The organism is Aliidiomarina iranensis (genome assembly GCF_003987135.1).
In the GTDB taxonomy this organism is placed as follows: domain Bacteria; phylum Pseudomonadota; class Gammaproteobacteria; order Enterobacterales; family Alteromonadaceae; genus Aliidiomarina; species Aliidiomarina iranensis.
Genome location: NZ_PIPJ01000002.1, coordinates 93,149 through 114,477 on the forward strand (window position 1 = coordinate 93,149; position 21,329 = coordinate 114,477).

Annotated in this window: 22 protein-coding genes; 17 read left to right on the forward strand and 5 right to left on the reverse strand. The window is 46.1% G+C overall.

The window, feature by feature from the left end; genetic code table 11:
- The first annotated feature begins 34 nt into the window (after positions 1 to 34).
- The 6 genes from CWE08_RS03545 (at position 35) to CWE08_RS03570 (ending at position 6,471) form a co-directional block, all read left to right on the forward strand.
- The gene (locus CWE08_RS03545) at positions 35 to 1,483 is read left to right on the forward strand and encodes a DUF2868 domain-containing protein (RefSeq protein ID WP_126765699.1); all 1,449 of its coding nucleotides are present in this window, start codon (positions 35 to 37) and stop codon (positions 1,481 to 1,483) included.
- On the forward strand, positions 1,483 to 2,850 hold the full coding sequence (locus CWE08_RS03550) for a GTPase/DUF3482 domain-containing protein (protein WP_126765701.1): 1,368 nt from the start codon (positions 1,483 to 1,485) through the stop codon (positions 2,848 to 2,850). The genes CWE08_RS03545 and CWE08_RS03550 overlap by 1 nt, the downstream gene beginning before the upstream one ends.
- Positions 2,851 to 3,059: 209 nt before the next feature.
- Positions 3,060 to 4,163 (forward strand): amino acid ABC transporter substrate-binding protein, encoded by a 1,104-nt coding sequence (locus CWE08_RS03555; protein ID WP_198677066.1) that lies wholly within the window; start codon positions 3,060 to 3,062, stop codon positions 4,161 to 4,163.
- 42 nt (positions 4,164 to 4,205) lie between these two features.
- The gene (locus CWE08_RS03560) at positions 4,206 to 5,054 is read left to right on the forward strand and encodes an MTAP family purine nucleoside phosphorylase (RefSeq protein ID WP_126765705.1); all 849 of its coding nucleotides are present in this window, start codon (positions 4,206 to 4,208) and stop codon (positions 5,052 to 5,054) included.
- Between the two features lie 5 nt (positions 5,055 to 5,059).
- On the forward strand, positions 5,060 to 5,719 hold the full coding sequence (locus CWE08_RS03565; RefSeq protein WP_126765707.1) for a glycosyltransferase family protein: 660 nt from the start codon (positions 5,060 to 5,062) through the stop codon (positions 5,717 to 5,719).
- A 29-nt stretch (positions 5,720 to 5,748) separates the two neighbouring features.
- Positions 5,749 to 6,471: a DUF2064 domain-containing protein gene (locus CWE08_RS03570; protein ID WP_157981220.1), complete on the forward strand. Its 723-nt coding sequence runs from the start codon at positions 5,749 to 5,751 to the stop codon at positions 6,469 to 6,471.
- Here the strand turns inward: CWE08_RS03570 and CWE08_RS03575 are convergent.
- On the reverse strand, positions 6,413 to 7,345 hold the full coding sequence (locus CWE08_RS03575; RefSeq protein WP_126765710.1) for a radical SAM protein: 933 nt from the start codon (positions 7,343 to 7,345) through the stop codon (positions 6,413 to 6,415). The two genes, CWE08_RS03570 and CWE08_RS03575, sit on opposite strands and share 59 nt — an antisense overlap.
- Positions 7,346 to 7,511: 166 nt before the next feature.
- Between CWE08_RS03575 and CWE08_RS03580 the strand changes: the two genes are divergently transcribed.
- On the forward strand, positions 7,512 to 8,075 hold the full coding sequence (locus CWE08_RS03580) for a M48 family metallopeptidase (protein WP_126765712.1): 564 nt from the start codon (positions 7,512 to 7,514) through the stop codon (positions 8,073 to 8,075).
- 15 nt (positions 8,076 to 8,090) lie between these two features.
- Here CWE08_RS03580 and CWE08_RS03585 read toward each other — a convergent pair whose 3' ends face one another.
- Together CWE08_RS03585 and CWE08_RS03590 are read right to left on the reverse strand one after the other, a co-directional pair.
- Positions 8,091 to 9,278, reverse strand: a complete 1,188-nt coding sequence (locus CWE08_RS03585; protein WP_126765714.1) for an ammonium transporter family protein — start codon at positions 9,276 to 9,278, stop codon at positions 8,091 to 8,093.
- Between the two features lie 10 nt (positions 9,279 to 9,288).
- A complete protein-coding gene (locus tag CWE08_RS03590; RefSeq protein WP_126765716.1) occupies positions 9,289 to 9,627 on the reverse strand; it encodes a P-II family nitrogen regulator in 339 nt (112 codons plus the stop codon).
- Positions 9,628 to 9,958: 331 nt separating this feature from the next.
- Here CWE08_RS03590 and CWE08_RS03595 point away from each other — a divergent pair, with 331 nt between their 5' ends.
- Positions 9,959 to 10,969 (forward strand): diacylglycerol/lipid kinase family protein, encoded by a 1,011-nt coding sequence (locus CWE08_RS03595; RefSeq protein WP_126765718.1) that lies wholly within the window; start codon positions 9,959 to 9,961, stop codon positions 10,967 to 10,969.
- Here CWE08_RS03595 and CWE08_RS03600 read toward each other — a convergent pair.
- Complete coding sequence (locus CWE08_RS03600) at positions 10,946 to 12,022, reverse strand: DUF3080 family protein (protein ID WP_126765720.1); 1,077 nt, start codon at positions 12,020 to 12,022, stop codon at positions 10,946 to 10,948. The two genes, CWE08_RS03595 and CWE08_RS03600, sit on opposite strands and share 24 nt — an antisense overlap.
- Before the next feature lie 54 nt (positions 12,023 to 12,076).
- Here CWE08_RS03600 and CWE08_RS03605 point away from each other — a divergent pair, with 54 nt between their 5' ends.
- The gene (locus CWE08_RS03605; RefSeq protein WP_126765727.1) at positions 12,077 to 12,697 is read left to right on the forward strand and encodes a riboflavin synthase subunit alpha; all 621 of its coding nucleotides are present in this window, start codon (positions 12,077 to 12,079) and stop codon (positions 12,695 to 12,697) included.
- A 53-nt stretch (positions 12,698 to 12,750) separates the two neighbouring features.
- On the opposite strand, the gene CWE08_RS03610 is transcribed toward CWE08_RS03605, so the two are convergent.
- Positions 12,751 to 12,960 (reverse strand): zinc ribbon domain-containing protein, encoded by a 210-nt coding sequence (locus CWE08_RS03610; RefSeq protein ID WP_126765729.1) that lies wholly within the window; start codon positions 12,958 to 12,960, stop codon positions 12,751 to 12,753.
- 156 nt (positions 12,961 to 13,116) lie between these two features.
- On the opposite strand from CWE08_RS03610, the gene CWE08_RS03615 reads away from it, so the two are divergent.
- From CWE08_RS03615 to ihfA, 8 genes are all read left to right on the forward strand, one after another.
- Positions 13,117 to 14,022 (forward strand): DMT family transporter, encoded by a 906-nt coding sequence (locus CWE08_RS03615; protein WP_241973821.1) that lies wholly within the window; start codon positions 13,117 to 13,119, stop codon positions 14,020 to 14,022.
- A gap of 155 nt (positions 14,023 to 14,177) precedes the next feature.
- Positions 14,178 to 16,094: a threonine--tRNA ligase gene (gene thrS, locus CWE08_RS03620; protein ID WP_126765731.1), complete on the forward strand. Its 1,917-nt coding sequence runs from the start codon at positions 14,178 to 14,180 to the stop codon at positions 16,092 to 16,094.
- Positions 16,095 to 16,100: 6 nt separating this feature from the next.
- Positions 16,101 to 16,658 carry a translation initiation factor IF-3 gene (gene infC / locus CWE08_RS03625; RefSeq protein WP_126765732.1) on the forward strand — a complete coding sequence of 186 codons (558 nt, stop codon included), beginning with the start codon at positions 16,101 to 16,103 and terminating at the stop codon, positions 16,656 to 16,658.
- A 78-nt stretch (positions 16,659 to 16,736) separates the two neighbouring features.
- Positions 16,737 to 16,934 (forward strand): 50S ribosomal protein L35, encoded by a 198-nt coding sequence (rpmI, locus tag CWE08_RS03630; protein WP_040487138.1) that lies wholly within the window; start codon positions 16,737 to 16,739, stop codon positions 16,932 to 16,934.
- Between the two features lie 14 nt (positions 16,935 to 16,948).
- Positions 16,949 to 17,308, forward strand: coding sequence for a 50S ribosomal protein L20 (gene rplT, locus CWE08_RS03635; RefSeq protein WP_126765734.1), 360 nt, complete (start codon positions 16,949 to 16,951; stop codon positions 17,306 to 17,308).
- Positions 17,309 to 17,500: 192 nt separating this feature from the next.
- Positions 17,501 to 18,481 (forward strand): phenylalanine--tRNA ligase subunit alpha, encoded by a 981-nt coding sequence (gene pheS / locus CWE08_RS03640; RefSeq protein ID WP_126765736.1) that lies wholly within the window; start codon positions 17,501 to 17,503, stop codon positions 18,479 to 18,481.
- 22 nt (positions 18,482 to 18,503) lie between these two features.
- Complete coding sequence (gene pheT, locus CWE08_RS03645) at positions 18,504 to 20,894, forward strand: phenylalanine--tRNA ligase subunit beta (RefSeq protein ID WP_126765738.1); 2,391 nt, start codon at positions 18,504 to 18,506, stop codon at positions 20,892 to 20,894.
- 1 nt (position 20,895) lies between these two features.
- Entirely contained in the window at positions 20,896 to 21,201 is a 306-nt protein-coding gene (gene ihfA, locus CWE08_RS03650) for an integration host factor subunit alpha (RefSeq protein ID WP_126765740.1), read from the forward strand.
- The last annotated feature ends 128 nt before the right edge of the window (positions 21,202 to 21,329 follow it).

Genomic DNA, 21,329 nt, shown 5'->3' on the forward strand with positions numbered 1-21,329 from the left:
TATAAGCGTAAAAATCAATTAAAAAGGTTCTTCAGTGAATAGGTTCGAAGGTTTTGTTATTACCGAGCTAGTGCGAAAACACGAATTGGAACATGGCCCGTTAACGGACCAACATGTTCTAGCGCAGGTTCGTGAGCAAGGCTCTTCGGAAGAGCGGGTTATTCTGCGTGCTCGTTTACTGGCGGAACAGTTGGGCTTGGTGCAAAAATATCAGGATTGGCTTAGCGTTCGTTTGCTATTACTCAGTAGTCTAGCGATAGCCGCCGTAATAGCAGGCTGGGGATTAGGGCGAAGTGTTTTAGTTAATGCATCCGAACCATTGAGTATCGCCTGGATTTTTATGGTTTTACTCGGTGCGCATGGTGTAACTTTTTTACTCTGGCTTGTTTTTGTGTTCGGTTCCAGCAATGGTGGTGGTATTGGCGGTAAACTGCTAGAGCTGATAACAGCACTGAACCGTAATCGAATAGAAATGCCGATTTTTCTCAGCGTTACTAAGGTGGCCGCACAACAAGATTTGATGAGGCCTGCGATGTCGCTGATTACCCATTGCTTTTGGTTGCTATTGCTATCCGTTGCGGTGATCACTTTATACACCCAGTTTTTATTTAACGAATACACATTTCGCTGGGCTACTACTGTGCTCTCGGATGCGGAAATCATCCGCTTGAGTGCGGTAATGGGCTGGTTACCGGCACAATTGGGCTTCGCGACACCTTCGTTAGAGTTTTTATTAGGAAATGAGGGCTTTGCTAGCAATGCGGTTGTGAGTAAGTGGATTTTGGCGGTGTTGTTTTGTTATGGAATCTTACCGCGCGTGGTAGCGGCATGTGTTGCCCTGGTTTGGTTGCTTTTGGGTAAACGCAGATTACAGTTAGATCTAACTCAACCCGGTATCAGCCATTTAGTTAATCGTTTAACTCCGAGCAGTTCACCCGGCCAAGTGGTAGACGCGGATACACGGCGAACACCAAATTTACAAGCAAGCAAACCGCGTAAGCAGGGTGATGGTGAACTTGTGTTAAGCCTTGAGTACGAATTAGAACCAGATTGGAATCATCTACTCTGGCTTAACTCTTCCGGCGTGGTGGCAAGTTCCAATGATCGCCAACAGCTTTTGCAACAAATACATAATAAGCCACCGGCGCGCCTGCTCGTACGTGTAAACAGCAAGCTATCGCCGGATCGAGGTAGCTTGCGTTTTCTGCAACGATTGCAGCAACAATGTGGCATTCTAAGTGTGTGGTTGATTGGTCAAGGTGAATATCACGGCCATTGGTGCGAGGCGCTCGCAGAAATCGATGTGCGAGTATTCACCCTGAGTGAGGAAGCCGTGCGCTGGGCTCAAGGGAATTACGCCGAGAGCGAATTAGAGAGCAAAACAGAGGCCAGAACAGAGGTCAGAACAGAAGGCAGAACAGGGAATCAATCAGGAAACAATATTAAGGCAAGCGCGAAAAACGATATCGAAGGGGAGGGTTAATGGTTCAATATTCGGCAGCAAGCCCTCTACAAATCGCTGTAGTAGGCCACACCAACACGGGTAAAACTTCGTTACTGCGAACCTTGTTACAAGATACCGATTTTGGTGAGGTTTCATCGCGGCCAAGCACCACACGAGATGTGAGTGCTGCGCACCTTTTATTAAAAGGCGAAGCGGTGATTGCCCTATATGACACGCCGGGATTAGAAGATGGTTTGGGGCTATTTGCGGAATTGGAACGCATACAGGAGAGTAAATTCCGGCATGATGGCCCGGCACAAATCCAAGCCTTTTTAGCCACAGAGCTTGCACAATCCGAGTTTGAACAAGAAGCGAAAGTGCTCAAGCAGTTGCTGCATTCTGATGCGGCTTTGTATCTTATTGATGCTCGCGATCCGGTACTTCCTAAGTACCAAGATGAGCTAGATATTCTGCGCCGTTGCGGTAAACCTATTTTACCGATTTTGAATTTCACCGCATCAACTGAATCGCAAGCGCCGGCCTGGATGGATGCGTTGGCGCGGGTTAATTTACATGGCTGGGTTGAATTCGATACGGTGAGTTTGCCCGCTTATGGCGAAAAGCCTTTATTTGAACACCTGAGTACTTTGCTACCTTCAGCCCGCGAACTATTACGAACTATTTTGGCGGAACGGGAACAGCGCCGAGCGCATAAAGATCAAGCGGCAAAACGCCTAGTGGCGGAGCTCTTGTTGGATGTGGCAGCGTTTACCGTTACGGTGAAGGAAAAAAGCCAACATGAAACCGCTGTGAATACTATGCAAGCCGCGGTGAAAGCGCGGGAGCAAGAATGCTTAGAGCGCCTTTTGGAATTATATAGTTTCCAGAAAACCGTGGTGAATTTACCGGAAGTAGCCGTAAGTGCAGGTGAGTGGGAAAGTGATTTATTTTCACCAGAAACGTTTAAAGCGTTCGGAATTAAAGCCGGCAAAGGTATTGCCGCAGGTGGCGCTGCTGGCGCCTCCGTAGATTTATTGTTCGGTGGTATGACACTCGGCGCCGGTACGGTTATCGGCGCGGCGGCTGGTGGAGCTTGGCAAACTTGGCAAAAATACGGACGGAATTTAAAGCATAAAGTACAAGGCTACTACGATATACAAATTGATGAGGCCGTAATTCGCCTGCTTGCAGCACGCCAGCAAGAATTAATATTGGCGCTAAATAAGCGCGGCCACGCTGCTGTAGAACCGCTTAGATTGCTCAATCGAGAACAAAAATTAGCAAGCCCCGATCGTTTTAAGCGTTTTCTTCTGATGGCTCGCGATAATCCTGATTGGTCGTCGATTAATTCAAGGTATTTTGAGGATTCGAGTGCACGAGAAGCTTGTATTAACTTGCTGGTGTAGATGGTAAATTCAAAATGCTAGCGACCCCTCGATAATTGCCTAAATACGCAATTATCGAGGGGTATAGAAACATTAATAATAAAAACAATAAATTGGGAAACCTAATGACTCACACAATATCTTCCAGCGCTCGCTACCTTATCTTTCGGAAATTGCAGTGGTTGTGCCTTAGTTGTTGCATCATTGCCATCACTGGATGCTCTGATCGTATGCCTTCACCGATTCGTATTGGTGCCACCATGTCGGCAACGGGGGCTTATGCAACTCAGGGGATTGCAGCACAAAATGGTTACTTACTGTGCGAGCAACATGTAAATGCAGAAGGCGGTGTATTGGGTAGAGAAATTGAGTTTGTTATTTACGATGATGAATCAAATTCGCAACGTGCGCGAGAATTATATACTCAGCTTATTGTAGAAGATGACGTTGAAGCGATTATGGGCCCTTATGGTTCAACGCTTACCGAAGCAGTAGCACCCATAACCGAGCGCTATCGCATGGTGCATATTTCGCCATTGGCGGCAACTAGCTCGATATGGGAACAAGGCCGGCATCATTTATTTATGGTGTTGCCGCCTGCGGAGCAATTTTTGCTGGGGTTAATCGATTTAGCAGAAGAGCAAGGCTTCAACCGCATTGCGGTATTGCAAGAAGATGCACTATTTCCTCGTGCGGCAGGTGCGGGTGCGATAGCGGAAGTGAAAAAGCGAGGTATGGAAGTAGCCTTGGAACGCACTTACAACACCGGTACAGAAGATTTTAGCGATTTTTTGTTGGAGCTTGCAGCAGCTAATGTTGAAGTGCTAGCGATGGCCGCTTCAACCTTGGATGATTTTGTAAAAGTGCGGCAACAGCTTGATAGGCTGGGAATCGAGCTTAAGCTATTTGGAAATTCAGGCGCGGTAAGCCAATACCATGATGCTTTAGGGGAATCAGCTGAGGGGGATTTAGGGCTCTCGGCGTGGGAACCGAGTTTGCCAAATCCCGGAGTGGATGCATTCGTTCAGGATTACCAAGCACGTTTTCAAACTCAGCCAAGTTTTCATGCTGCGGGTGGCTACGGCGCTTGCCAACTCTTAATTACGGCAATTGAGCGAGCCGGAACGTTACACAGCGATGCATTGCGGCAAGAGCTTTTAGCTATGGATCACACAACCGTGTTTAGCCGCTTTAAAGTGGATCAGCGGGGTTATCAAACCGCCAATCAGGGGGCGTTTATTCAGTGGCAGAACGGTGAGAAAGTTGTTGTGTGGCCAAAATCGTTGGCTACCGCTGAACTTAAATTGAAGCCTACAAGTACAGAAGATAATTAGTTTGCGCGAACAGGATTTTTTAAATTTATTTGAGGTATGAATATGCTGGCAATAATTGGTGGCTCTGGATTGTATTCTCTTGAGGGGCTTGAGCTTATTCAAGAGCATGATACCGATACACCCTTTGGTAAGACTTCGGCGCCGGTAGTTGAAGGGAAATTACATGGGCAACGAATTCTATTTCTTTCTCGGCACGGATCTGGGCATGCCCGGTTGCCTCATGAAGTGAATTATCGAGCCAATATATTCGCTTTAAAAGCCCTAGGGGCCACTCATGTGCTGGGTGTTTCTGCTGTGGGCAGCTTGCGTATGGAACTGCCACCAGGCGCACTTGTAGTGCCGAACCAATACTTTGATCACACACGTGGTTTACGCGCCCGCTCGTTTTTTGGCGAGGGGGTTGCCGGGCACGTAAGCACAGCGGAACCCGTATGTGGGAACTTAGTAGCCGATTTAGTTGCCGCGGCTAAACGTGCAGGTGTGGAATTACATACCAATAAAACCTATGGTTGCGTTGAAGGCCCGCGCTTAGGCACACAAGCGGAGAGTTTCTTTTTGCGCAATGCTGCGGCATGTGATTTGGTGGGCATGACCAATGTGCCAGAAGTGTTTCTTGCACGGGAAGCGCAGTTATCATATTGCACGCTTTGTTTAGTAACAGATTACGATTGCTGGTTGGATGATCCTGAACAACACGTGAGTGTTGAGAAATTTATGGAAACCTATGCAGGCACATTGGCACAAGGCTTAAAAGTTATTGCTGAGTTGGTGCAAGCACCCATGCAAGAACGCTCGGAATCAGCTCGAAATGCACTCGCAATGGCGGTAATGACACCGAACGATGCCTTATCTGCCGAGCAGTTGCAGTGGCTTAACGTGCTGCGTGGTTAGCTTCTTTGGCTGATTATCAAGTTCTCAGCGTGGTGATCCCGCTTGCACCGCAAGAAAACGCTCAGCATGAGTTACTGCGAGATCTTGAACATCTCGCTGATATTTTTCTACAGAAGGGTTTGCAGCTTCATGTTCAGTGCGTTTCGGCCGGCAGCCGAGCGAAAAGCCTGAATCAGGGGGCGGAGCAAGCCTTGAAGCACGGTGTTGGCGAAAGTAAGGAGAGTTACATTTGGTTTTTGCATGCGGATTCGCGGGTAACGGCTGCAAACGCAGAGGCGTTAGCGCTCGCCATTCGTACCGGTGTATTTCTCAATCGAATTGCATACTTCAATCTAGCGTTTCGTGAGGGCGGTTTGGCAAAACTTAACGCGGTCGGTGCAAACATTCGCTCAGTGTGTTTAAACGCACCTTACGGTGATCAAGGATTCTGCATGTCGCGTAACTTATGGCTGCAGTTAGGTGGGTATCCTGAAGATCTCACGTATGCAGAAGATTTACGCTTAGTACTTTCAGCTCGGACACAGGGAGTGCAACTTTATCGGCTCCCAAGCACTTTAACTTCGAGCGCTCGAAAATATCAGCAACAAGGTTGGCTATCGCTCACGCTGCGTTATCAATGGATATTTTGGCGGTTATTTTTTCGGAGTTGTTTGAGGAAACAATAGCAGTGATATTTGCAAACAGAGGTGAATTCTTGGATAAAATCCATGCAGGTGAAACCGCCGTAGCGGTTTTTGTAAAAACACCGGGAGTTTCGCCCCTAAAAACCCGCTTGGCGGCTGGTATTGGAGCTGAGGCTGCGGCTGAATTTTATCGCTTGAGCATTGCTGCTGTTGCAGCCCAATTAGCCAAGATGAAAGCATCGCTAGGAATAGAACCGTTTTGGGCAATTGCGGAAGAATCAGAGGTTGATAATCCACTTTGGATTAATCAACAGCGGTTATGGACTGGTGCCGGCGATTTAGGCGAACGCCAAAGCCAAGTATACGATGCTTTAAGTAAAGATTACTCACGAGTAATTTTATTGGGGGCTGATACACCACAAATTTGCGCGCTACAGATCGCCTCTGCGTTAGAGGCTTTGCAGCAAAATTCATTCGCGTTTGGGCCGGCTCATGATGGTGGTTATTTCATGTTTGCCGGGCGCGATCGATTGCCGCGATCGGTTTGGCAAGGTGTGCCTTGGAGCACTAGCACTACTCGTGAAGTGTTGGCGGCTAAGCTGCCAGTAACCGCCGTTGAGCTCGCACCGCTCATGGATGTAGATGAAGCGGAAGATTTATGGCTAATGCAAGAGGAATTGGAAAAGGTGCCGGAAACCTTGCTAGTTTCCGAGCAACTCACCATGTTAAATTGGCTTAAGCGCTACAAGAGCCGCCGCCAAGAACACAAAACTTCGCACAGTGCGGGTGATTAAGGGGAACCGCTTGCGATGCTTCCGCTAAGGTTTTTCCCAAGTTAAATTGCTGGTCGTAAGCAAGCAGGGTGCAGGCCATAACGCTGGTTTCTTGATCACCTTTGTGTTTAACCACCATGCGCGAGCTTGCACACATCATAGCATCAGGATTAACACCGAGAATGCCCCAGCACTCTGTGGTGATTTCCGGAACCGGAGCGCTCTCATCCATTTCCGGGAAAAGAACCAAGTGTTGTTCATCCCACGCATTTAATGGTATGGCTAAATCGGCAAAGAGCTTTTCATACCCTTGGCGAAGGTCATCTTCATTTTCGCCCCAGCGCGTGCGGCCTGCTACATCAATTTGAAAGCCACTTTCCGCAAGCCATTGCATCCCTTCGATCATAGGCTGCCAAGAGCCACTACCGCGTTCCTCTTCATGCAAAGCTTGGGAATGATGATCAATACTGATGCGCATGGTTATTTTATTTGGAAAGGCTTTGTTCAGAGCAATTAGCCGCTGTTGTAGGCGCGGTTTAAAGCGCATGGCATTGGTGAGCACGAGCACGGAAAAACCATGTTCAAGGGTAGTGCTTAAGATATCAGCCATTTTCGGATTTAAGAAAGGTTCACCACCCGTGAAGCCAATTTCTTTAGTGGGTAAATTACTTTGCTTGATTTCATTTAAATAGGGCTCAACATCAGAAACCTCGAGATAAACTAATCGATCGTTATCCGGCGATGATTCAATGTAGCAATTTTCACAGGTTAAATTGCATCGTGTACCAGTATTAAACCAGAGCGTGTGCAGGTTTTTCAGCTCAACAGTTGCTCGTTTTTCGCCCTTTGCGGTTAATTTTGGGTCTTTAAATTTTGGGCGTTCGGTTACTTCCACGTTAATATCTCCAAATCCTAGCGTGTTTTTCGGTGTGCTACTCGCTAATTCTATGTTGCCGATAAACTCGAGAAAAATAGTATGTCAGGGTGAATCTATTGGAACAAGCGATAACTAACTCATACAATGGCATTATCGATTGAGATCAATTTGGGAAGTTTAGTTTTTGCATTCAACAACACAACACAAATACTTTGATATTAATTTTAGCCTTACCCGCAAACGAATGAAAAACATACGTTTACGGGTTGTTGCACCAAAGGGAGAGGTGAAAGTTTCTGCACCTCACCGCGTGCAATTAAGTGTTGTGCTTGATTTTGTTGCAGAGAAACAAAATTGGATTCGCCAACACCAAGCGCAAATTAAAGATCTTATGCAAGCTGAACCAACTCCAGAGCCTGATTTAGAGCCTTTAAGAGCGGCGATGAAGCAACGTGTATCTGAGCTGTTACCAGTTTGGGAGCAACGCTTGCAAGTTAAAGCCAGCGGTTTTGGTGTACGCAAGATGAAAACCCGTTGGGGTAGTTGCAACGTTCGCAGCAAAAAAATATGGCTGAGTTTAGCGTTAGCTGCAAAAGAACCAGATTTACTCGAATATGTGCTAGTTCATGAACTCGTGCACTTATTGGAAACTGGGCATAATGCTCGATTCTATGGATTTATGGATGAATACATGCCGGATTGGCGAGAAAAGCATAAAAGGTTAAACCCGCGCTCACGTGTGCTGTGAACGCGGGCAATATCGCTATTCTGATTTACTATTGACGAATTCTGGGTATGCAGCGATACCGCAATCCGTTAAATCGCCACCTAAATATTCGTTTTCCATACTTACCCGAATACCCAGAGTTTTCTTTAATATCCACCATACTGCAAAGCTTGCGCTAAATACCCATGCAAAGATGACACCAGCGCCATAAAGCTGGGCGGTAATGCTGGCTTCAGTGTTGCTTAATGGCACCAAGAGTAGGCCATACAAACCGGCAATCCCATGCACAGAAATAGCGCCTACTGGATCATCGAGGCGTAGTCTATCCAGTACGATAATGGCGATCACCACTAAAATGCCGGCTCCTGCACCGATCGAGCAGGCTAAAACAGCACTTGGGCTTGCAGGATCAGCAGTAATCGCAACTAACCCAGCTAAAGCGCCGTTTAATATCATGGTGAGATCGGCTTTTTGCCATACAAAACGCATCGTGAGAAAAGCTGCAAGGGCTCCACAAGCGGCAGCTGCATTGGTATTTACAAAAATAAGCGCGATTGCATCAGCGTTGCCAGCCCCGGTGAGTTGTAATTGCGAGCCGCCATTAAACCCAAACCAACCAAACCAGAGGATAAATGTGCCTAAAGTAGCTAATGGCATATTGGCGCCGGGGATAGCATAGATTTCACCGTTTTTACCATATTTACCTCTTCGCGAGCCAAGTAAGAGCACGCCAGCTAGAGCGGCAGCGGCCCCCGCCATATGAACAATTCCGGAACCGGCGAAATCACTAAAACCAGCTTCGCTTAAAAAGCCGCCACCCCATGTCCATGAGCCTTCTAACGGATAAATCACACTGGAAAGCACCACACAAAAAATCAGAAAGCTAGTAAGTTTCATGCGCTCAGCAACGGCCCCTGAAACAATCGACATGGCTGTAGCTACAAACACCATTTGAAAGAAAAAATCAGCGTCTTTACTGTGGCTCTCGATATCCGGCTGGCCATACATTAATTCATAGCCAAAAAGCAGAAAGCATGTACAGGCAATGGCATACAATAAAATATTCTTAACTAAAATTTCAGAGGTGTTTTTGCTCCGAACTAAGCCCGCTTCTAGCATGGAGAAGCCCGCAGCCATCCACATTACAAGAGCGGCACTGATGAGTAGATAAAACGTATCGAGGGCATAATTAATTTCTAAAAAGCGTGCGTCTAAATTTTCCATAATAATCTCCTCAAATGGCTGCTGCACCAGTTTCGCCGGTGCGAATTCGGATTACCTGAGCAATTGGCATCACAAAAATTTTTCCATCGCCGGTATTGCCGGTGTGGCCAGATATTTGAATGGCTTCAACAATAGCGTTGGTTTGATCATCTTCGGCTGCGATATCGATGCGAATTTTTGGTAAGAACTCGGTTTGGTATTCAGCGCCTCGATACATCGCACTGTGGCCTTTTTGTCGCCCGAAACCGCGTACTTCTGTAATTGTCATACCCTTACAACCAAGTTCTGTTAGGGCATCGCGCACATCCGATAGTTTTGCCGGTTTAATAATTGCAGTAATTAATTGCATGAGCTTTTCCTCTTGGGGGAGTGATTTTTACCCCTAGCGGCGAGCTTTGTATGTATCAGGCTCATTCAATGCTTAATCGCTAGGTTAAAAATAGAGCAGCAATTCTTGTGCCAAGTATTTAATTTATTGGAATTGTTGAATAATTGTGTATTTCAGTGCGAGAGTGCTTTAAGCTTTTTTCTTTGCAACTTCGGTTTTGTGCAATTTGGTGCAAATGTTGTGTGCCAGTTAAGTGCGTGTAATCAATTATTGCACCGACTTAGGGCGCTGATTTTGTTTGCTTATTTTGAGGCGTGATTTTGGAGATAGTGCGTGATCTTGGAGATAGTGCGTGAGTTCAGCGAGTAATACCGCAAGTACTGCAACGGATATCGCGGTTGCAACCGCTGCTCTTGGGAAAAACAGAGCGTGTTCTGAAGTTACCGGCAATGCGGATAAACATCAGTGCCGCAAAGTATTAGTGCTGGTAAACCCACTTGCGAGCAAACGCCGGCAGCGCCTTTTGCATGAGCTGATCCAGCAGCTTGATGGGCGCAATATTTTTTATTCTTACTTCGAAACCTTGCCGCAGGTAGAACAAACTATTGTAGCTGTGGCGAGTTTGGCGCGTGAATGTAACGAAGCAATAGTGCTTGGCGGCGATGGCACATTGCATCAAGCGGTGAATGCACTGATTGAATATCGCATGCCCATAGGTTATATCCCTTGTGGCACCGGTAATGATTTTGCGCGGTACTGGTTCGCCGATGATATGCCACAATCGGATGCTGCATGGGTAGCTCAGGCTTTAGATACGGAAACGCAAGTTATCGATGTTGGCCAAGCGGGCTCCCGTTACTTTATTAATGTTGCAGGTGTAGGCTTTGATGGCGAACTTGTAAAACGCATGAATAATAGAAAATTTTTCTGGCCGAAGTTGAGTTATTTGTTGGCTGCATTGCAAGCCATTAGTAGTTATCAAGCAATACCTTTCAACCTGAGCAAGAGCCAGCAAAAAGTGGTTGCGTTGGGAGCTCGCTCTGGGTTTCTGTTTACTTTGGCGAATAGCCAATTCTTCGGGGCTGGCATGCATATTGCGCCCCATGCCCGTTTAAATGATGGGCGTTTAGCCTATTGTTTTGTAGAAAAGTGCAACTGGTTCGCTCGTTTTTCTATCTTGAAACGCGTGGGGCAAGGTACGCATAGTGATTTGGCTAAAGTGCACTGCGGCCAACTAAACGCAGTGCAGGTAACAACAGAAAACCTTCCGGTACAAGCGGATGGCGAATACATTGGTACAACACCCATGATATTTCGCAGTATTCCAGCGGCCATTTTATTACGTGGCAGGCGTAACCTCTAGTTGGCAAGAAGCGAGAAATTCTTGCCAGCGCTCGGCATGCTCGCGGGCCAAAATCCGATTTTTTGCCGCGAGGCTTTGTTCATCACTGATTTCTATTAAATAGCTATGCCATTCAGAAGCCGATACCTGCGCTAGTATTTGAGGTAATACGCTGTTTATTTGTCGTTGATACCGATCCCAACGTGCTAGGGCAGGTTGGAGTTGCTCAATCCACATTGAGTTTAAAATATTTTGCATATACTCGGCGTTTTGCGGGCGATACTGCTCAGGCATATTAGCACTGCAGCCCAATGCTTCGGCGGCTCCGCTGAGTTGTTGATTTAGGGCGGCTAACCAGGCTACAACGTGTTGCTGCGTGCGTAATAACTCAGGAATAGCTCGGCTAGTGCCAAGTGTTTGCATGTGTAGTTGCCATTCTCCCTTATTCACGTGGTTTTGTTCGGGCGTTGCTTGAACTTCAGTGAATAGGGTGGTGAAGTAGTTTAGTGCGGCAATCACTTCAGCAATGTTTGTGCTTTCTTTTACTGATAAGGTATCTCGTGCAGGGCGGAAGGTATCGCGTACCGCGGGTTCACTCGACCAAAACCGATCGATCCAAAGCGGCAAATGCTCGATTTTTTCAGCTAATGCAAGCTCTAAGGTTGCAGCCATGTTTGATTCTGCTACTTCGGGTAGTTGCAAACATTCTTTTAACGCAGGAATCATTTCAATTTCGTAAAGAACCCGTGCTTGCACCGATTGCACCCGCCCCATAGAGCTATTTCGTTGAGCGATAAGCTGGCCAGCTCGGCAGCGATTTAGCCGCATACTGGCTAGCAAGCCAATATTGCCCTCTGGAATATCTTGGCGAACATCGCTAATGCCTGGTTGCAAAGGAAAGTTCGGCAGCTCTTCGGGCACCGGTGCCACATCAGAGAGCCGCTCAATGCGTGTTTGATAATCTGCAAAAACCTTTTCTACGCCACCACCAAAGCAGCTAGCTAAAAACAAGCTGAGTGCTACGATGGCAATGCTTTTGCTGATCCTTTGCGGTAAACTTTGCTTATTCATCATGGCTGTTATCGCTTCAATAACTATTAATCACACCAATATTAGCATGGGATATATATGTTCACGGGTATAGTTCAAACGAAAGCTGTAGTTAACACGATCACTGATCAAGGGCAATTTCGCCGCCTTGAACTTAAAGTTGGCAGTGAATATTTGGCTAATGTGGAAACCGGCGCCAGTATTGCGATTAATGGTTGCTGCCTTACTGTGGTGAAATTTACGCAAACTACGCCCGAAGCGCTGGTTTGTTTTGATGTGATTGATGAAACATTGCGGCTTACGAACTTGGGTGGGTTGCAACAGGGTAGTGAAGTCAATTTTGAGCGCTCGTTAAGTTTTGGTAGTGAGTTGGGTGGGCATATAGTTTCTGGGCATATTCACACCACCGCAACGTTAAGCAAACGTATCGATAGCGAAAATAACTGCCGAATGCTGCTCACGCTGGAACCGAAATGGTTGGAATACATTTTGGCTAAGGGCTTTGTAGCCATTGATGGTGCCAGTTTAACGGTGGGCGAAGTAACGGAAAATGGATTTTGGTTGCATTTAATACCGGAAACCTTGGCGTTAACTATTCTAGGCGATGCCCAAGAGGGACAAAAAATTAATATAGAAGCTGACCAGCAAACCATAACGATTGTTGAAACAGTAAAGCGAGTGCTAGCGCAAAAGCTATAGGCAACAGTGGAAGCGTTTAAGGTAAGAATATTGAACTTAGTGCCAGCATAAAATCAGTAGTATTGTTCGTCGTCTGAGCTTATTTGCAAATGGAAACGGTCATCACCGGCGTCGCGATATAAACGAAGATAAATAACACCGCCGCAGGCGCGGCATTCATCATCGTAATTTTGTTGTTCTTCCGACAAATCAACATCGAGATGTATATTGTGCCCACAGTGCGGGCAGTGCACTTTTGTATCGTGAATTTTTTCAGTGTTCATACCAACTCCTTATGGCTGCTTACAACACCGCTAAAATGTTTAAACGATGTATCTTTTAACTATAGCAATAGCTTGTGTAATTGCTGAGGCAGTCGCCATAAAGCTCGCTAACTTGTGGTGATATCACATGTTTTTTCTCGAAATTAGGCATACTCATTGAATAATCTAATCGCACCGCTATTATTTGGGCAGCTTGCAGCGCTCACTGCTGCTTTTTGTTGGGCTCTGGCTACCCTGATGTACAGCCGGAGTAGCCATCATTTGAGCTCGGCTCAATTAAATTTAGTAAAAGGCATGGTGGCCTCGCCACTGCTGTTACTGGGCATGTGGCTATTTGCCGATACGAATATGTTGCAGTGGCAAAGCACGCCATTCTTGTTGCTGTTACTAAGTGGCGTGATTGGCATTACCGTGGGCGATACTTGCTACTTTTCAGCGTTGCGCCGTTTAGGGCCTGCTCATACCATTCTATTTGAATATTTAGCCCCACCATTCGCAGCTTTAATAGCTTGGCTAGTGTTGAGTGAGCGCATGAGCCTCATGGAGGTTGTTGCAGCTGTTATCGTGATCTCGGGGGTTCTGTTAGTGTTAACTGAGCGGCAGCCAGTAGCAGGCATAAAGTTAAGCCGTTCAGGGTTGATGTTCGCCGTGGCCGCCGCTCTGTGCCAAGCGGTTGGCCTTGTTATGGCGTTTTATGCGTTTCAGAACTTTAATGTAAATGCACTACAGGCAGCGATGCTTAGATTAGTGGCAGGAACTGCTGTACTCACGTTAGCGTTGTTACTGATTAAGCCGAAAATGTTAAAGCAAACTTGGGGAGCAGTGCAAAAAACACGAAAATCCGTGCTGATAACCGCCATTCTGTTGGGAACATTTATGGCTATTTGGCTGCAGCAAATTGCCATTGCTTATGTAACGCCAGGAATTGCGCAAACTTTGCTTTCAACAGCGCCGTTATTCATGCTTGGATTAAACATTTTTCGTGGCCGACCCGTGAGCTTTCGGGCGCTTTTAGGAACGCTGGTTGCAATGCTTGGAATTGGTTTACTATTCCTACGTTAGGCCTCACTTAATAGCCTGAAAGCGTTGCCTCAAAGAGCCGATTTAGCTATAGTTGCTCACCTTATAAAATAATCTTAATTAATCGGTTCATTGCAATCGAAATCACTCATACAAGTGGCACTTGGTAGGTGTCACCACTGTTGAAAGGAATAAGCATGCCTGTAATTACTCTCCCTGATGGAAGCAAACGTGAATTCGAACACCCAGTTTCGGTTTTAGATGTCGCTAATGATATTGGCCCGGGCTTAGCAAAAGCTACAGTGGCAGGGCGTATCAACGGCGAACTTGTAGATGCCTGCGAGTTAATGAAAACGGATTCAACGTTAGAGATCATCACACCAAAAAATGATGAAGGCGTTGAAATCATTCGCCATTCCTGTGCGCATTTGTTGGGTCATGCTATCAAGCAATTATGGCCAAATACTAAAATGGCTATCGGGCCAACCATTGATAATGGCTTCTACTATGATGTTGATATTGATCGGCCGTTATCTCAAGACGATTTGGATGCATTAGAAAAGCGCATGCAGGAGTTGCAGAAAACAGGCTACGATGTTGTAAAGAAACGCGTTAGTTGGGAAGAAGCACGAGAAACTTTTGTGCAGCGGGGCGAGAGCTATAAAGTAGAAATCCTCGATGAAAATGTTGCTCGAGATGATCGGCCTGGCCTTTATCACCATGAAGAATATATAGATATGTGCCGTGGTCCGCATGTTCCAAATATGCGGTTTTGTCAGCATTTTAAGATCATGAAAGTAGCGGGTGCCTATTGGCGCGGCGATTCTGATAATAAAATGTTGCAGCGAATTTACGGCACCGCGTGGGCCGATAAGAAAGCACTTAAAGCTTATTTGCAACGCCTAGAAGAAGCGGAAAAGCGAGATCACCGCAAGATCGGGAAAACGCAAGACCTCTTCCACTGGCAAGAAGAAGCACCTGGCATGGTGTTCTGGCATCACAATGGTTGGACAATTTTCCAAGAACTGGAAAAATATGTCCGCGAAAAACTGAACGAATATAGCTACCAAGAAGTGAAAGGCCCATTAATGATGGATCGAGTGCTTTGGGAGCGTTCAGGGCACTGGGAGAAGTTCTCCGAACTGATGTTTACAACCTCATCAGAAAATCGTGAATATGCCGTTAAACCAATGAATTGCCCGGGTCACGTGCAGATCTTCAACCAAGGTTTAAAATCGTACCGAGATTTACCTTTGCGAATGGCTGAATTTGGTTGTTGTCATCGCAACGAGCCAAGTGGAGCGCTGCATGGTTTAATGCGCGTTCGTGGTTTCACCCAAGATGATGCCCATATATTCTGTACGCAAGAGCAAGTGCAAGAAGAAGTGGCAGGGTGTATTCGCATGGTTTACGAAACCTACAAAACCTTTGGTTTTGAAGAGATTGTAGTGAAACTCTCTACGCGGCCAGAAAAACGCTTGGGCGATGATGCTATGTGGGACCGTTCAGAGGCCGCATTAGCGGAAGCACTGAAGAGCCATGGTATTGAATTTGAGTATTTACCAGGTGAAGGGGCCTTCTACGGCCCGAAAATAGAATTTACTTTGCACGATTGTTTAGGAAGAGCTTGGCAGTGTGGTACAATACAACTGGATTTTGCGCTTCCTGACCGTTTAGGTGCCACTTACGTAGGTGAAGATAACGAACGGCATGTTCCGGTTATGATTCACCGAGCGATTTTAGGCTCTTTAGAACGCTTCATGGGTATTTTGATTGAAGAGTACGCCGGCTTCTTCCCGCTATGGCTCTCGCCAATGCAGGTTGTGGTAATGAATATTACCGATAATCAGGCAGAATATGCGCAAAATTTGGTAGCAGAATTGAAAAAACAGGGTTTTAGAGCAAAAGCTGACTTGAGAAATGAGAAAATAGGCTTTAAAATCCGCGAGCACACGCTTAAGCGCGTGCCTTATTTATTGGTGGTTGGTGATCGCGAAGTTGAAGATGGACAAGTAGCGGTGCGAACCCGGCGAGGTGAAGATTTAGGCAAACTTACAGTAGCCGACTTCATGTCTCGCTTACGTGATGAAGTTTCTTCACGCGTAATTTCTTAAAATTGTTTGGAGGAAGACACAATTAAAGGCGGAAAAAAAGGCCAAAAGGTCGACAAAACTCGGATTAATGAAACTATCACAGCTCCTGAAGTTCGCTTACAAGATGGCGAAGGGGAACAGCGCGGGATAGTTAGTTTAAGCGAAGCTCTAGAAGTTGCTGCAGAAGCGGGATTGGATCTGGTGGAAATCAGTCCGAACGCTGAACCGCCTGTGTGTCGTGTAATGGATTACGGCAAGTTCCTTTACGAGAAAAGTAAGCAACAGAAAGAGCAAAAGAAGAAGCAAAAACAGATTCAGGTTAAGGAAGTTAAATTCCGTCCTGGAACTGATGAAGGCGATTACCAGGTAAAACTACGCAACCTGCGTCGCTTTCTTGAGGGTGGTGACAAAGCAAAAGTTACTATTCGTTTCCGTGGCCGAGAAATGGCGCATCAGGAGATTGGAATTGAATTACTAGAGCGCATTAAAAACGATCTAGAAGAAGTTTCAACCCTTGAATCGTTCCCTCGCAGGGCTGAAGGGCGCCAAATGATAATGGTTCTGGCCCCAACAAGTAGCAAGTAGCACTGGTACACAAGAAGGTAATCATTCCGATTGCCTCACCATGTTATCTTGAATGGCAACCAATGCGGAGTTTATGCAATGCCTAAAATGAAAAGTGTAAAGAGCGCGTCTAAGCGTTTTAAGAAAACTGCTTCTGGCGGTTACAAGTGCAAGCAGTCTCACTTGCGTCACATCTTGACCAAGAAGAGCTCAAAGCGGAAGCGTCACCTGCGTGCAAAGAGCATGGTTCATAAGAGCGATGTTGCTTTAGTAGATCGCATGTTACCGTTCGCATAAGAGGAGACTGACCCATGGCACGAGTAAAACGTGGTGTAATGGCGCGCGCGCGTCACAAGAAGATAATGAAACAAGCCAAAGGTTACTATGGTGCACGTAGTCGCGTATTCCGCGTTGCGAAGCAAGCAGTAACTAAAGCCGGTCAATATGCATACCGCGACCGTCGCAACAAGAAACGTACTTTCCGTCAATTATGGATTGTTCGTATCAATGCTGCGGCCCGTCAAGGTGGCCTTTCTTACAGCCGTTTCATCAATGGCCTAAAGAAAGCATCAGTAGAGATCGATCGTAAGATTTTGGCTGATATCGCTGTTCACGATCAAGCAGGTTTCTCTGCGTTGGTAGAGAAAGCGAAAGAAGGTCTTTCTGCTTAAGCAGAAAACCTTTAGCTAGCAGAGAAGGGAGCCAATTGGCTCCCTTTTTGTTTGCGAATTTTTTATGCATGAAGAGGTGCTGATCTGCTATTATAGCGGCGTTATTTTTCGGGATATTTGCTAGGCACAAATTATATCCGTGTAGTGATGCGAACACGGGTGCCAAAAATTCGATAGTATTTGAGGGAAATCATGGATTTAGAAGCAATTCTGCAGGCGGGGAAAGCGGCTGCTGCTGAGGCTACGAGCGCGAATGAATTAGAAGATGTTCGTGTTGAATTTATGGGCAAGAAAGGCCGTTTAACTGAGCAGCTAAAAAGCCTAGGCAAATTGAGTGCGGAAGAGCGCCCAAAAGCAGGGCAGCTAATTAACCAAGCCAAACAAGAATTGCAAGAAATTCTGAATACGCGCCGTGATGAATTAAAAGCTGCGGAAATGAATGCCCGCCTCAATGCGGAGCGGATTGATGTTACCCTCGCTGGCCGTATGGGCGAATTTGGTGGCATCCACCCAGTTACTCGCACGATTCAACGTATCGAAGATTACTTTGGGCAACTAGGTTTCTCCGTAAAAGAGGGCCCAGAGGTAGAAGATGGATTCCACAATTTTGATGCGCTAAATATTCCAGCTCAGCATCCAGCCCGTGCGGATCACGATACTTTCTACTTCACTCCAGATACTATGTTACGTACCCAAACCTCGGGTGTACAAATTCGCACCATGGAGCATGAAAAACCACCACTACGTATTATCTCGCCGGGCCGGGTATATCGAAATGATTACGATCAAACCCATACTCCGATGTTTCATCAAGTGGAAGGTTTAATGGTCGATGAACATGTTAGCTTTACTGAGCTCAAGGGAATTCTGCATGATTTCCTTCATCACTTTTTTGAAGAAGATTTGGAAATCCGTTTTCGCCCCTCGTATTTTCCATTTACCGAGCCATCAGCGGAAGTTGATGTGCGCCGAAAAGATGGCAATTGGTTAGAAGTTTTAGGTTGCGGCATGGTGCATCCAAATGTATTGCGATCAGTGGGAATTGATCCTGAGCAATACACGGGGTTTGCATTTGGTATGGGCGTAGAACGTTTAACCATGATTCGTTATGGCGTGAACGATTTACGGGCATTCTTTGAAAATGATTTGCGCTTCTTGAAGCAGTTCAGCTAAGCGGTTACGAGGGAAAAGTATTATGAAAATCAGTGAACAGTGGCTACGTGAGTGGGTTAATCCGCAACTGAGCACAGAAGAACTCGCCGAACAGTTGAGCATGGCTGGTTTAGAGGTAGATGGTATCGAGCCTGTAGCTGGGATTTTTAACGGCGTTGTTGTTGGCGAAGTGAAAGAATGTGGGCAGCATCCTAACGCCGACAAACTGCAAGTAACCAAAGTTGATATTGGTGAAGGCGAGTTGCTTGATATTGTATGCGGGGCGCCGAATTGCCGGCAAGGTATTAAAGTAGCGGTTGCTACTGTTGGTGCTGTGCTGCCTGGTGATTTTAAAATTAAAAAGAGTAAGTTACGAGGAGAGCCGAGCCACGGTATGCTTTGCTCTGCTTCAGAACTGGAACTTACAGAAGATCATGATGGTATTTTAGAGTTGCCAGCGAATGCCCCCATTGGTGAAGATTTCCGCGCTTGGATGGGCTTAAACGACAATGCTTTAGAAATCGATTTAACACCGAATCGCGCAGATTGCCTAGGTGTTCGTGGTTTAGCACGAGAAGTGGGTGTACTTAACCGTTTAGATGTAACGCCATGTGAAATTAAAGATGTGGCGGTAACTATCAAAGATGAGCGTGCTATTCATTTAGATGCGCCAGCGGCTTGCCCACGCTATCTAGGCCGAGTTATTCGTAACGTAGACGTTACCGCCGCCAGCCCATTATGGTTGCAAGAGCGCTTACGTAGGAGCGGTGTGCGTTCAATTGATCCGGTTGTTGATATTACGAACTATGTGTTGCTTGAGCAAGGGCATCCAATGCACGCTTTTGATTTAGCAGCGATAGCAGGTGATGTTCATGTGCGCATGGCAAATCCGGAAGAAAAGATAACGTTGTTAGATGGGCAAGAAATTACCTTAACAGATGATGTCCTCGTGATTGCTGATGAGCAAAAGGCCTTGGCAATGGCCGGCATATTTGGTAGTAAAGATAGTGGTGTAACCGAAAATTCAAAAGATATTTTTCTAGAAAGTGCCTTCTTTTCGCCAGATGCAATTATGGGCCGAGCGCGCAGGTATGGTTTACACACGGATGCCTCTCATCGTTATGAGCGCGGCGTTGATCCAGAATTGCAGCGCGAGGCAATGGAACGGGCGAGTGCGCTTGTCTTAGAGATTTGTGGTGGCGAGGCTGGGCCAATTGTGGAGGCTGTGAGTGTTCAACATCTTCCAAAAGCGGCTGATGTTAAGTTACGCGCATCACGGCTTGAGAGTATTCTAGGTATCGAAGTAGCGGCAAACACTGTAGAAGCTATCTTGCAACGCTTGGGCTTCGCAGTAGAAAAAATTGCGGAAGGATGGCAGGTAAAGGTACCAACTTATCGCTTTGACATCGCAATTGAAGAAGATTTGATTGAAGAAATAGCACGTGTTTATGGCTACAACAACATACCGGTAAAAGCACCTGTTGCACCCTTGAGAATGCAACGTCAAGCAGAAGCACAGTTGCCGGTGCGTGCATTGCAACAGGTAATGCTTGCCGCAGGATATCAAGAGGCGATCACCTATAGCTTCGTCGATCCAAAACAACAAGCTCAATTGTATCCCGATTCAGCAGCCTTAACCTTACCGCACCCGATTTCAATTGAGATGTCGTCTATGCGCCTTGGATTGTGGCCTGGCTTATTGCAAGCCGCGGGGTATAACCAGAAGCGGCAACAGCAAAACGTGCGATTATTCGAAACGGGTTTACGTTTCGTACCGGATAGCGAAGCTGAAAATGATATTCGCCAACAACCTATGATGGCGGGTGTAATCCTTGGTACCGTGCAAGGTGAACATTGGCAAGATGGCGTAAAGGCAGTTGATTTTTATGATGTGAAAGGGCACGTTGAAACCCTATTGCGTGCAACCGGCCGATACCATGAATATCGTTTCGTAGCTTCGGAGCATTCAGCTTTACACCCGGGCCAAAGTGCTGCTATTTACCGTGGCGATAATTTAATTGGATATTGCGGTGCGCTGCATCCACAATTTGAAAAACTGTTTGGAATTAAAGGCCGCGCTTTTCTATTTGAACTGGATCTTCGTGCTATCCAAGAACGGAGGGTTCCAGAAGCGGGCGTTATTTCGCGGTATCCTTCTATTCGTCGCGATATTGCAATTTTAGTGGATCGAAATTTACCCGCGGGGGAGATTCTTGAAGTTATTCGAAGAGTTAGCGAAAATCAGTTAGTTGAACTAAACTTATTTGACGTCTACACTGGTGACAATCTACCAACGACAGAGAAGAGTTTGGCGATAGCATTAACCCTTCAGGCGGCAGATAGAACGCTAGAAGACCAAGAAGTGAGCACGTTAATCTCGAAAGTGGTCACTGCACTGCAAGAAGAATTCAACGCGGTATTGAGGGATAGTTAACATGGCGCTAACGAAAGCTGAGATTGCTGAGCATCTATTCGAAAAAGTAGGTATGAATCGTAAAGATGCAAAAGAATTAGTAGAAACTTTTTTTGAAGAAATTCGCAATGCTTTAGAGAGTGGTGAGCAAGTAAAGATTTCTGGATTTGGAAATTTTGATTTGCGTGATAAATCTGAACGCCCAGGGCGAAATCCGAAAACTGGTGAAGATATTCCAATCTCAGCGCGTCGAGTTGTAACCTTTCGTCCAGGTCAAAAATTCAAGGCTAGGGTAGAAGATGCAACACCTATTGATGAGCAGAATTAGTGCGGTATTGATTTTTAGTTAAAAGCTCAATGCAGAGTGAAAGTTAACTAAAGCTAAAACGAAAAACGCCATTCAAATTTGAATGGCGTTTTTTCTAATTACTAGCGGGCTAATTAAAACCGGAAAAT